Origin of the sequence: Winogradskyella sp., assembly GCF_045105575.1 — a bacterium.
GTDB lineage: Bacteria > Bacteroidota > Bacteroidia > Flavobacteriales > Flavobacteriaceae > Winogradskyella.
In genome coordinates this window covers 79,814-90,799 of sequence record NZ_JBGCDQ010000025.1, presented here as the reverse complement: position 1 = coordinate 90,799, position 10,986 = coordinate 79,814, and the positions used below count along the sequence as shown (strand labels likewise).

13 protein-coding genes are annotated in these 10,986 nt (G+C 33.7%); 10 read left to right on the top strand and 3 right to left on the bottom strand.

Annotated features, from left to right (window positions below; genetic code table 11):
- A partial coding sequence (locus AB8B52_RS06310; protein WP_406026309.1) for an S-adenosylmethionine synthetase N-terminal domain-containing protein occupies positions 1 to 398 on the bottom strand: 398 nt, incomplete at its 3' end.
- A 303-nt stretch (positions 399 to 701) separates the two neighbouring features.
- On the opposite strand from AB8B52_RS06310, the gene AB8B52_RS06305 reads away from it, so the two are divergent.
- Both AB8B52_RS06305 and AB8B52_RS06300 read left to right on the top strand, forming a co-directional pair.
- Positions 702 to 1,796: an acyloxyacyl hydrolase gene (locus AB8B52_RS06305; RefSeq protein WP_406026307.1), complete on the top strand. Its 1,095-nt coding sequence runs from the start codon at positions 702 to 704 to the stop codon at positions 1,794 to 1,796.
- Entirely contained in the window at positions 1,793 to 2,536 is a 744-nt protein-coding gene (locus AB8B52_RS06300; protein WP_406026305.1) for a head GIN domain-containing protein, read from the top strand. The genes AB8B52_RS06305 and AB8B52_RS06300 overlap by 4 nt, the downstream gene beginning before the upstream one ends.
- Before the next feature lie 471 nt (positions 2,537 to 3,007).
- On the opposite strand, the gene AB8B52_RS06295 is transcribed toward AB8B52_RS06300, so the two are convergent.
- Positions 3,008 to 3,250, bottom strand: a complete 243-nt coding sequence (locus tag AB8B52_RS06295; RefSeq protein ID WP_406026304.1) for a hypothetical protein — start codon at positions 3,248 to 3,250, stop codon at positions 3,008 to 3,010.
- A gap of 81 nt (positions 3,251 to 3,331) precedes the next feature.
- Entirely contained in the window at positions 3,332 to 4,225 is an 894-nt protein-coding gene (gene gldA, locus AB8B52_RS06290) for a gliding motility-associated ABC transporter ATP-binding subunit GldA (RefSeq protein WP_406026302.1), read from the bottom strand.
- Between the two features lie 335 nt (positions 4,226 to 4,560).
- On the opposite strand from gldA, the gene AB8B52_RS06285 reads away from it, so the two are divergent.
- The 8 genes from AB8B52_RS06285 (at position 4,561) to AB8B52_RS06250 (ending at position 10,974) form a co-directional block, all read left to right on the top strand.
- On the top strand, positions 4,561 to 5,388 hold the full coding sequence (locus tag AB8B52_RS06285; protein ID WP_406026300.1) for a prephenate dehydratase: 828 nt from the start codon (positions 4,561 to 4,563) through the stop codon (positions 5,386 to 5,388).
- Positions 5,385 to 6,527 carry a pyridoxal phosphate-dependent aminotransferase gene (locus tag AB8B52_RS06280; RefSeq protein ID WP_406026298.1) on the top strand — a complete coding sequence of 381 codons (1,143 nt, stop codon included), beginning with the start codon at positions 5,385 to 5,387 and terminating at the stop codon, positions 6,525 to 6,527. The genes AB8B52_RS06285 and AB8B52_RS06280 overlap by 4 nt, the downstream gene beginning before the upstream one ends.
- Before the next feature lie 5 nt (positions 6,528 to 6,532).
- Positions 6,533 to 7,384: a prephenate dehydrogenase gene (locus AB8B52_RS06275; RefSeq protein ID WP_406026296.1), complete on the top strand. Its 852-nt coding sequence runs from the start codon at positions 6,533 to 6,535 to the stop codon at positions 7,382 to 7,384.
- Between the two features lie 23 nt (positions 7,385 to 7,407).
- Positions 7,408 to 8,490: a chorismate mutase gene (locus AB8B52_RS06270; RefSeq protein WP_406026295.1), complete on the top strand. Its 1,083-nt coding sequence runs from the start codon at positions 7,408 to 7,410 to the stop codon at positions 8,488 to 8,490.
- Between the two features lie 141 nt (positions 8,491 to 8,631).
- Entirely contained in the window at positions 8,632 to 9,585 is a 954-nt protein-coding gene (rsgA, locus tag AB8B52_RS06265; RefSeq protein ID WP_406026317.1) for a ribosome small subunit-dependent GTPase A, read from the top strand.
- A 95-nt stretch (positions 9,586 to 9,680) separates the two neighbouring features.
- Complete coding sequence (gene dtd / locus AB8B52_RS06260; RefSeq protein WP_406026293.1) at positions 9,681 to 10,133, top strand: D-aminoacyl-tRNA deacylase; 453 nt, start codon at positions 9,681 to 9,683, stop codon at positions 10,131 to 10,133.
- Positions 10,133 to 10,651, top strand: a complete 519-nt coding sequence (locus AB8B52_RS06255) for a metal-dependent hydrolase (protein ID WP_406026291.1) — start codon at positions 10,133 to 10,135, stop codon at positions 10,649 to 10,651. Before dtd ends, AB8B52_RS06255 begins: the two co-directional genes overlap by 1 nt.
- Positions 10,648 to 10,974, top strand: coding sequence for a nucleotide pyrophosphohydrolase (locus AB8B52_RS06250; protein ID WP_406026289.1), 327 nt, complete (start codon positions 10,648 to 10,650; stop codon positions 10,972 to 10,974). Before AB8B52_RS06255 ends, AB8B52_RS06250 begins: the two co-directional genes overlap by 4 nt.
- The last annotated feature ends 12 nt before the right edge of the window (positions 10,975 to 10,986 follow it).

Sequence of the window (10,986 nt, the reverse complement as noted above, 5' to 3'; positions counted from 1 at the left end):
TAGTTGTCGGTTTCGTTGGTTGCATAACCAAACATCATACCTTGGTCACCAGCACCTTGTTCTTCTTTAGAAGATCTGTCAACACCACGATTAATATCTTCAGATTGTTCATGGATTGCAGAAAATACTCCACAAGAGTTTCCATCGAACATATAATCACTTTTAGTGTAACCAATCTTGTTTATTGTATCTCTTGCTATTTTCTGAACATCGAGATACGTTGTAGATTTAACCTCACCAGCAAGTACAACTTGCCCTGTGGTGACTAAAGTTTCACAAGCCACTTTAGATTCTGGATCAAAAGCTAAAAAATGGTCAATTAGAGCATCACTAATTTGGTCTGCTACTTTGTCTGGATGGCCTTCAGAAACACTTTCTGAAGTAAATAAATATGGCATAAATCCTATGTTTAGGTTATAGTTATTTATGGAAAAATTTTAGATTGCAAGGTCGCTAGAGAAGTACAAAAACTTACTGCTTTAGCATTTTTTTTATTCTGTTCCGATAACTATCGGAATAATTCAGAATCTGCTCTTTTAGAACAGGTACTGAAACAAGTTCAGTACAAGAGGTTGCAATCAGACAAATTTTTCCTCTAAAAATTCAAGTACAAAAATACGTATTAATATGAGAACTGAAAATCTTAATATCATAAGTTAGTCTTAAATAAAAATTTTACTTTTGACAGCGATCCATATGTAATGAAGAATAGGCTGTGTTTTTTAATAGGTTTAGTCGGTTTATTGTCTTTAGCCCAAGATAAAAAAGCGTCTCATACCTATTTGGACTTTAATTATTTTGGCAGCAATATTGCACTTCATAATAAAGAAATTTTGCATTTAATTACGGATCGTCCGGAAGGTTTTATTTTTAGTTGGAACAAAAAAACCTTCGGAGAAAAATCGTGGCAACAACGTTATAATTATCCAGATTATGGTGCCTCGTTACTTTTTCAAGATTTAAAAAATGAAAATTTAGGACGTATTTATGGTCTATACGCACATTATAATTTTTACTTGTTTAAGCGCAACGTTACCTTACGTGTGGCACAAGGTTTAGTTTATAACACCAATCCATACGATAAGTTTACCAATCCTAAAAATATTGCTTTTGGTTCTGATATCTTGAGTTCAACACTCTTAATGCTCAATTACAAAAAGGAACGTCTTTTTAATCGTTTTGGTTTGCAAGCTGGCGTCACTTTTGTGCATTATTCTAACGCTAGTGTAAAAGCACCCAACACTAGTGTAAATACCATTGGTTTAAATGTAGGAGTCACTTATAATTTAGAGACGGATGAACCTGAACGTATCGCTAATCTTAAAGATGAAACCTTTACAGAACGCATCAAATTCAATGTTGCGTTTAGATCTGGTATTAATGAAAGTGACGTTATTGGAAGTGGACAATTTCCGTTTTATATTTTGTCAGCTTACGCAGATAAACGTTTAAGCCATTTTAGTGCACTTCAATTTGGTACAGATGTGTTTTTTTCAACCTTTTTAAAAGAACTTATTTATTACCGATCGGTTTCTTTTCCAGAATTAGAGGTTAGTGGAGATGAAGATTACAGACGTGTTGGTGTTTTTGTAGGCCATGAGTTGTTTGTCAATAAATTGTCAGTAATTACACAACTCGGTTATTATGTGTATTATCCTTACGATTTTGAAGGACGTACCTACATTAGAGTAGGTTTAAAACGCTATTTTGGAAACAGGTGGTTTGGTGCATTAACATTGAAATCTCACGCAGCAAAGGCAGAAGCCGTTGAACTAGGAATAGGAGTACGCTTATGAAAAAATGGACTTATATAGTGTTGTGTTTTCTTTTGGCTTGCAATAGCGAAGATGCTAATGATTGTTTTCAAACTTCAGGAACGCTGATTCAGCGAGAAGCGTCTGTTACAAATTTTGAACGCATTTTAGTCAATAGAGGTATCGAATTAATAATAAAGGAAGCACCAAATTTTAAAGTCACCATCGAAACTGGCGAAAATTTAATGAATGATGTTACCGCTGAAGTCATAGACCATCAATTGGTATTAACAGATCATAATTCTTGTAACTACGTAAGAGATTATGCAGCTACAAAAATTTATGTTGAAGCTCCAAATCTTACAGAAATAAGAACCTCGTCTCAATATGAAATTTCATCTGTAGGAACATTAAACTACAATACTTTAAGGTTACTTTCTGAAGATTTTAATGGAGCCAGTGAATTTGCAATGGGAGACTTTAGGCTAACTTTAAATTCTGAAAATCTAAATATCGTTTCTAATAACCTGTCGTTCTTCTTTATAGATGGTACTGTTACGAATTTGTTTGTGGGATTTTATTCTGGAGCTGGCCGTTTTGAAGGCAGAAATTTAATCGCTGAAAACGTAAGTATTTTTCATCGTGGCAGCAATGATATGATTGTAAATCCACAACAATCTTTATCAGGCGAACTGAAAAGTACTGGCGATGTAATTGCCTTGAATGAGCCTCCAATTGTTGATGTAGAACGTTTTTATATTGGTGAGTTGATTTTTCAATAGTAGAGAGGTTTGTAAGTGCTTGAGTTAGTGCTTTAGGAATGACGTTATTGTTTATGGTTAGTGGAGTGGTTAAGCAACTAATTTAGCAAACAAATGACAGATAGAAAATTTCAACGGAATTTTTGTAAGTCGGCAATGATCAGCAATGAATTATACACGGCTTTGTTGTGCGACGTTATTTTTTGTTTTCTAAGATTTTTAGAAGTTTTTTAGAGTTTTGTCGATTGTCCCAGAAAGCATGCGTAATGATTTCATCATTAAATACTTTATAATAAATGCTAAAATTACCTAAAGAAGTAACTCTTACATTCCTGAAATCAGTTTCTTTATAAATAAATGGGTTTTGAGCAATTTTATTGGTTCTCTTCGAAACCAATTTCAAAAGTTTTTTTGAATATGTAGTTGATTTGTTTTACTTGACCAAGTATTCTAAAAATCCAACGAATTGTATATCAGCTGTTCTTGTCCAAATTACATTGCGTTTAGCCATTCCAGATTTCTTTTATTCATCGCTTCTTGAGAAATTAATCTTCCACTTCCAATATCCTTTTCGCTCATTTCCAACATGGCTTTCTGTTCGTTGGTCAGTTCAATTTTTTCGGATTCCGATGCGCTGGAAGAAATCAATTTGTCTAAAGCCTTCAAGAAATCTTTATTTTTTATAGACCCTATTTTTTCAAGAAATCCGTTTCTTATACTATCAACTGTTGCCATTATATTTCAAATTTTATTATAAATAGCGGAATTATTGTTGGTTTTTCCTAATGTTGTATAACTCGCATCATCAACCAAAAACTAACTAGTCAATTCCCGAAACAAGCTCTCTAAACTCGCATTTTTCTGATTCAACTGTAGAATTTTTAAATCATTATCATGTGCAAAATCGAATACATGCGAGCGCATGTCTTCCTTGGTAGAAAAGGTGATTTCGTAAATGAAGTCGTGTGTGTTTTTTACAGATTTTACTTTAGGTAGTTTTGTGAGAAACACATCTTCAACTCTATAATCAAACTCAACAATGACAATTTGTGCTTCGTCATCTCTTAAGTCCTTTAAATATTTGTCTGCAACCACTTCACCTTTATTGATAATAATCACACGATCGCACATAGCTTCCACTTCCTGCATAATATGTGTCGATAGAAATACGGTTTTTTCTTTACCAATGGTTTTAATAAGGTTTCTAATATCTACTAATTGATTTGGGTCTAAACCTGTGGTGGGTTCATCTAAAATTAAAACTTCCGGATTGTGTAATAAGGCATTTGCCAAACCTACGCGTTGTCTGTACCCTTTAGATAGTTGACTTATTTTTTTATGAGCCTCTGGTTGTAAACCCGTAAGTTCTATGACCTCGTTAATTCTATTTTTGGATGTGCCATACACATTGGCATTAAAATTTAAATATTCCTTAACGTATAAATCGGTGTAAAGCGGATTGTGTTCTGGCAGATACCCAACACTACTTTGCACCTTTTTTTTGTTTGAAGCCACATCAAAACCATTCACACTGGCGGAACCTTCCGAAGGTTCAATGTAGGTGGTTAAAATCTTCATCATCGTTGATTTTCCAGCACCATTAGGACCTAAAAAGCCAACAATTTCAGCATCTTTTACCTTAAAAGATACATTGTTAAGTGCCTTTTGGTCTTTGTATAATTTAGTAATGTTGGAAACTTCAATAGACATACGTGTAAGGATTTAGTCAAAAATAGGTAATTCAGAATATTGTAATGCAATTATTGTTAATTCTTTAAAACTTTGAAATAATCTGTAAAAAAGCAATTCAACAATTTTGATTTGCAAAAATAATAATTACATTAGCACTATAATTATTACAATGAACATTTCTAAAGCATATTATAACTGGTTTTATTTCTTTTTTAGCGAAAGAGACGAGGCTTAGTATGTTTTATTTAAATATATTATTTATAAAGTCTCGATATAATCGGGACTTTTTCATTTTAACCCTTTTTGGTTAAAATAGTCTGGAACTCGTTTCAGGATCTCATAAAAACAATACATTGAAAAAACCAATAGCCATACAAGGAATTAAAGGATCGTTTCATCACGAAGTCGCTCAGCGTTATTTTGAGGATAACTCAGAGGTTCTCGAGTGTATGTCTTTTGATGGCACTGTAGATTGTTTACTAAAAAGCGAAACAGACGTTATTGTTATGGCTTTAGAAAATTCTATTGCAGGTTCAATCATTCCGAATTATGCGCTTATAGACACACACAATTTGTGTATTGTTGGTGAGTATTATTTAGATATTCAACATCATTTATTGGTGCTTGGTGGGCAATCAATTTCAGATATAACAGAAGTGCATTCGCATCCTATGGCCTTATTACAATGTAAGGTGTTTTTTAAAGATTTTCCTCATATCAAATTAGTTGAAGCTAAAGATACAGCTGAGGTAGCACAACATATTTCAGAGAAACAGTTAAAAGGCATTGCAGCGATTGCTAGTAAAAATGCAGCTGAATTATATGGGCTTCAGGTTTTGGCTGAGAGTATTCAAACCATAAAACATAATGAAACCCGTTTCGTCATTGTAAAGCGCCATAATGAACAAAGCGATACCGCAGAAATCAATAAAGCATCGTTAAAATTTCAATTAGATCACAAACGTGGCAGTTTGGCCACGATTTTAAATGTATTGAGTGATTGTAAATTGAACCTGACTAAAATTCAATCCTTACCAAAAATTGAAACTCCTTGGAAGTATGCTTTTTTCGTAGATGTTACTTTTGATGCGTTGAAAGATTATGAAAAAGCAATGGCCATCGTAGGTTTAATGGCAGAGAATTTTAAAGTACTTGGAGAATATAAAAACGCAAGATTATGATAGAAGTTGCAAAACGTTTACAAAATGTTGAAGAATACTACTTTTCTAAAAAGTTAAGGGAAGTTGCGTTTTTAAAATCTCAAGGAAAACCAATAATTAATTTGGGTATCGGTAGCCCAGATTTAGCGCCTCCTTTTAAGGCATCATTAGCGCTTCAAGATAGTTTAGCAGACGATGTAGCGCACAAATATCAGAGCTACCAAGGTTTGCCAGAGTTGCGAGAAGCCATTTCTAATTTTTACAAAAGGCAGTACAACGTTCATGTGAGTGCGCAAACCGAAGTATTACCTTTAATGGGAAGTAAGGAAGGTGTTATGCATATTTCCATGGCATTTTTAAATAAAGGAGATAAAGTATTAGTGCCAAATCCTGGTTACCCAACCTATGCTGCTGTAACTAAATTATTAGAAGCAAAACCAGTGTATTATAAGCTTACTGAAGCTAGTAATTGGCAACCAGATTTTGCAGCTTTAGAACGTTTAGATCTGAAGCGTGTTAAAATAATGTGGATTAATTATCCGCATATGCCTACAGGAAGCAATGCAGATAATAAATTCTATGATAAGGTGATTGCCTTTGGAAAACGACACGATATTTTAATTGTAAATGATAATCCATACAGTTTTGTATTGAACGAAAAACCAATTAGTATTTTAAGATATAATGGTGCAAAAGACGTCTGTTTAGAATTAAATTCATTGAGTAAAACTTTTAATATGTCTGGTTGGCGTGTGGGTATGCTTATCGGTAATTATGATTTTGTAAGTGCTGTTTTGCGTGTAAAAAGTAATATGGATTCTGGTATGTTTTATGGCATTCAGAAAGGAGCAATAGAAGCTTTACAATGCTCAGATATGTGGTTTCAAAGTTTAAACAGTGTTTACCAAACCAGAAGAGATTTAATTTGGCAATTAGCAGATCATCTTAATTGCATTTATGATAAAGATGCAACAGGCTTATTTGTATGGGCTAAATTGCCAGCACATGTAAAATCTGAGGAATTTACAGATTTAGTATTAAAAGAACATTCCATTTTTATAACACCAGGTACCGTTTTTGGAAGTCAAGGGGAAGGCTATGTTCGGTTTTCATTATGTGCCACGGCAGGTATAATTAAAGAAGCGATTTCAAGAGTTTAGTGATTATGAAACATATTTTTATCATAGGTGTAGGATTAATTGGAGGAAGCTTTGCGTTGGATATTAAGAAGTTATATCCAGAAAGCACCATTTTCGGTATAGACACTAACGCATCGCATTTAGATGAAGCTATCACTTTGGGTGTTATTGATCATAAAGCAACTTTCGAAGATTTAGACAAAGCAGATTTAGCCATTTTAGCCATTCCTGTGGATGCGTCTTTAGAAATTTTACCAAAAGTGTTAGATCATATATCAGATACAACCATTGTTTTTGATGCAGGTTCAACTAAAGAAGATATTTGTGCTGCCGTAAAAAATCATCCTAAAAGACGCAATTATTTGGCGGTTCATCCAATTGCAGGAACGGAACATTCAGGTCCTAAAGCAGCCATTCATAATTTATATAAAAATAAGACGAATATTATTTGCGAAGTCGAAGAAACAGCCTTTAAACTTCAAGAAAAAGCATTAAAATTGTTTTCAGAATTAGGCATGCGTATTCGGTATATGAATCCAAAAGCGCACGACAAACATATTGCCTATGTTTCGCATTTATCGCATATCAGTGCCTTTATGTTAGGTAAAACGGTTATTGAAAAAGAAAAAAACGAACGCGATATTTTTGATATGGCAGGCAGTGGATTTGAAAGTACAGTAAGATTAGCCAAAAGTTCACCAGCGATGTGGACACCAATTTTTAAACAAAATAAAACCAATGTCATAGAAACTCTAGACGAGTATATAAATAATCTAAAACACTTCAAAAAATTAATGGAGGACGAAGATTTTGATGCGGTCTATAAAGAAATGGAAACCACAAATCATATTAAAGATATATTAAACGGCATACAATAGTAATTAAGATTAATAAGCAAAAAATGGAAAATAAAAAAGAAATGAGAACATGGTTAGATGATATGAAATTAGATCATCCCTTAGTCATCGCAGGACCATGCAGTGCAGAAACAGAAGAGCAAGTGTTAAAAATAGCACACGAGCTAAAAGATACAGATGTTAATTACTATAGAGCAGGTATTTGGAAGCCAAGAACACGACCAGGCAATTTTGAAGGTGTTGGTGCATTAGGTTTAAAATGGTTACAAAAAGTAAAAGCAGAAACAGGTTTAAAAACAGCGACTGAAGTTGCCAATAGAAACCATGTGGAATTAGCTTTAGAGCACGACGTTGATTTATTATGGATTGGTGCGCGCTCAACGGTAAGCCCTTTTATAATGCAAGAATTAGCAGATGCTTTAGAAGGTACAGACAAAATTGTATTGGTAAAAAACCCAGTCAATCCTGATTTGGCTTTATGGCTAGGTGGTATTGAACGTTTATATACCGCAGGTATTAAAAATTTAGGTGCTATTCATCGTGGTTTTTCTACCTATGAGAAAACGAAATATAGAAATATTCCAGAATGGCAAATTGCTATTGAATTTCAGAATAAGTTTCCAGATTTACCTTTAATTAACGATCCATCGCATATTACGGGAAAAAGAGATATGATTTTTGATGTCTCTCAAACCGCTTTAGATCTTAATTTTGATGGTTTAATGATTGAAACACATCACGATCCTGATAAAGCTTGGAGTGATGCTGCACAACAAGTAACACCAAGTAGTTTGGTGCAAATCATGCAAGATCTTAGGATTAGAAAAGAATCCGATCCTGAAGCAGCGTACAATTCAGAATTAAATAATTTAAGAGCTCAAATTGATGTGGTCGATAACCAAATTATTGATTTATTAGGCAAGCGCATGAAAGTTGCTGATGGTATTGGCACACTAAAAAAGCAAAAAAATGTAGCCGTTTTACAAAACAAACGTTGGAATGAAATTTTAGGTAAAATGGTTTTAGAAGGGCACGAAAGAGGATTAAGTGAAGAGTTTATTTTACGCATGTTTAAGGCGATTCATCAAGAATCTATTAATCATCAAGAACAGATTATTAATCATTAATTAAGATTTGATTTTTATATAAAAGACTTGCAATTTGCGAGTCTTTTTTGGTTTATGACAATTTGTTATCCTTAAATTTAAAGACAGTCTTATGGCTGTCTTTTTTTGTTCCATTAAACTATAATGACCATCTTTGTAGTAATGACAGGAAAAGTATATAAATCTACAGGCAGTTGGTACACCGTTAAGACTTTAAACGGTAAATTCTACGAATGCCGAATCAAAGGCCGTTTTAGACTAGATGGTATTAAAAGCACTAACCCAATAGCCGTTGGTGATACCGTAGAATTTGAGCTTGAAGCACAAAATAATACCGAAACAGGCGTCATTCATCGTATTGAAGAACGTAAGAATTATATAGTGCGTAAATCGGTTAACCTCTCTAAGCAAACCCACATTATTGCTTCAAATATTGATCAGGTGTTTTTGTTAGTGACTATAGATAATCCACCAACCTTTACCACTTTTATAGATCGTTTTTTGGTGACAGCCGAAGCTTATGATATTAAAACAGTGTTACTATTTAACAAAGTAGATACCTACGATGAAGAGACCTTACTCGAAGTAAAATATTTAGCAAGTATTTACAGAACTATTGGATATGAGTGTATTGGTATTTCGGCAACCACAGGAAAAAATATAGACAAAGTAAAAGATTTAATGACTGGTAAGGTGAGTATGTTTGCAGGCCATTCAGGTGTTGGAAAATCTACTTTAGTGAATGCTATAGAACCATCATTAGATTTAAAAACAAAGGCCATTTCATCACAACATAGCCAAGGACAGCATACCACAACATTTGCCGAGATGTTCGATTTAAGTTTCGATGCTAAAATCATTGACACACCTGGCATCAAAGGTTTTGGTGTCGTCGATATGGAAAAAGAAGAAGTTGGTGATTACTTTCCTGAGTTTTTTGCCTTAAAGCAAGAATGTAAGTTTAACAATTGCATTCATTTAAATGAACCCAAATGTGCTGTGAAAGATGCTTTAGAAGCAGATGAGGTTTCTTATTCGAGATATAAAAGTTACGTTCAAATTTTAGAAGGCGAAGATGAGCATTATCGCACAGATAATTGGGATGAGGTGCAGTAGGCAGTAGTCAGTAAAACAGTTTTTAGTCGTAGTTTCTAGTGGATAGAAACAACTCACAAACCTTTTAGGTTTTTAAGATTTTTATAAGAAATATTATGAAAATAGTCATCCAAAGAGTTTCCCAAGCTTCAGTTGTCATAGATAATACTGAAGTTGCTTCTATTAAAAATGGTCTGTTAATTCTTTTAGGCATCGTTAATGAAGATACTCAAGAAGACATCAATTGGCTTTGTAATAAAGTGGTAAACCTTCGTATTTTTCCTGATGCAGATGGTGTTATGAATACGGCATTAAAAGAGACCAAAGGTGATATTATTGTGGTGAGTCAATTCACACTTCACGCCAGTACAAAAAAAGGCAATCGACCAAGTTATATCAAAGCAGCGAAGCCAGATATCGCAATTCCGCTTTATGAAAATTTCATTCAAACGCTTCAAAAGGTGTTAGGCAAACCCATTCAAACAGGAAAATTTGGTGCCGATATGAAGGTGCAATTGCTTAATGATGGTCCAGTAACCCTTATTATAGATTCTAAAAACAAGGAGTAATGGCTTCAATTTTCGGTCATGGATTAGTGGCTTATACGGTTTCAAAAGTAATAGACGCAAAAGAGAGTAAGTTACTATTGTTTTTAGCAATTGGCTCTGCAATGCTGCCAGATTTAGATGTGTTGGCATTTAAACTTGGTATTAGTTATGGACATCCTTTAGGGCATCGTGGTTTTACACATTCTATTATATTTGCTTTATTTTGGAGTTTATTACTGTCTTATTTATTCGGAAAAAAAAGAAAAATAGTTTTTAGCATCGTACTCTTTTTATCGACACAATCACATGGTATTTTAGATGCCATGACCACAGGCGGTAAAGGTGTAGGCTTTTTAATTCCTGTTGATAATTCAAGATACTTTTTCCCATTTAGACCTATTAAAGTGTCACCAATAGGAGTTAAAGAATTCTTTTCAGAATGGGGAATACATGTTATTTTGAGCGAAATCAAGTATATAGGTATCCCTTGTTTACTTATTTTAACTACAGTATTTATTATAAAAAAAATTGAACTATGAACATCAAAAACGCACAAAAAGAAGTTGACGATTGGATTAAAGAACACGGAGTTCGTTATTTCAATGAGCTTACCAATATGGCACAACTCACAGAAGAAGTTGGCGAAGTTGCCAGAATCATTGCAAGACGTTACGGTGAGCAGAGCGAAAAAGAAAGCGATAAGGACAAAGATTTAGGCGAAGAATTGTCTGATGTAATGTTTGTCGTTTTATGCTTAGCCAATCAAACAGGAATTGATTTGCAAGCGGCTTTTGATAAAAAAATGGATAAAAAAGCAAAACGAGATCATAACAGGCATCATAATAATGAGAAATTAAAGTAGTTTTGTGATTCA

Excerpts from the sequence above, each read along its gene's own strand:
- AB8B52_RS06305 (WP_406026307.1), top strand. The coding sequence starts at position 702 with ATGAAGAATAGGCTGTGTTTTTTAATAGGTTTAGTCGGTTTATTGTCT.
- AB8B52_RS06300 (WP_406026305.1), top strand. The coding sequence starts at position 1,793 with ATGAAAAAATGGACTTATATAGTGTTGTGTTTTCTTTTGGCTTGCAAT.
- AB8B52_RS06295 (WP_406026304.1), bottom strand. The coding sequence starts at position 3,250 with ATGGCAACAGTTGATAGTATAAGAAACGGATTTCTTGAAAAAATAGGG.
- gldA (WP_406026302.1), bottom strand. The coding sequence starts at position 4,225 with ATGTCTATTGAAGTTTCCAACATTACTAAATTATACAAAGACCAAAAG.
- AB8B52_RS06280 (WP_406026298.1), top strand. The coding sequence starts at position 5,385 with ATGATAGAAGTTGCAAAACGTTTACAAAATGTTGAAGAATACTACTTT.
- AB8B52_RS06275 (WP_406026296.1), top strand. The coding sequence starts at position 6,533 with ATGAAACATATTTTTATCATAGGTGTAGGATTAATTGGAGGAAGCTTT.
- AB8B52_RS06270 (WP_406026295.1), top strand. The coding sequence starts at position 7,408 with ATGGAAAATAAAAAAGAAATGAGAACATGGTTAGATGATATGAAATTA.
- rsgA (WP_406026317.1), top strand. The coding sequence starts at position 8,632 with ATGACAGGAAAAGTATATAAATCTACAGGCAGTTGGTACACCGTTAAG.
- dtd (WP_406026293.1), top strand. The coding sequence starts at position 9,681 with ATGAAAATAGTCATCCAAAGAGTTTCCCAAGCTTCAGTTGTCATAGAT.
- AB8B52_RS06255 (WP_406026291.1), top strand. The coding sequence starts at position 10,133 with ATGGCTTCAATTTTCGGTCATGGATTAGTGGCTTATACGGTTTCAAAA.
- AB8B52_RS06250 (WP_406026289.1), top strand. The coding sequence starts at position 10,648 with ATGAACATCAAAAACGCACAAAAAGAAGTTGACGATTGGATTAAAGAA.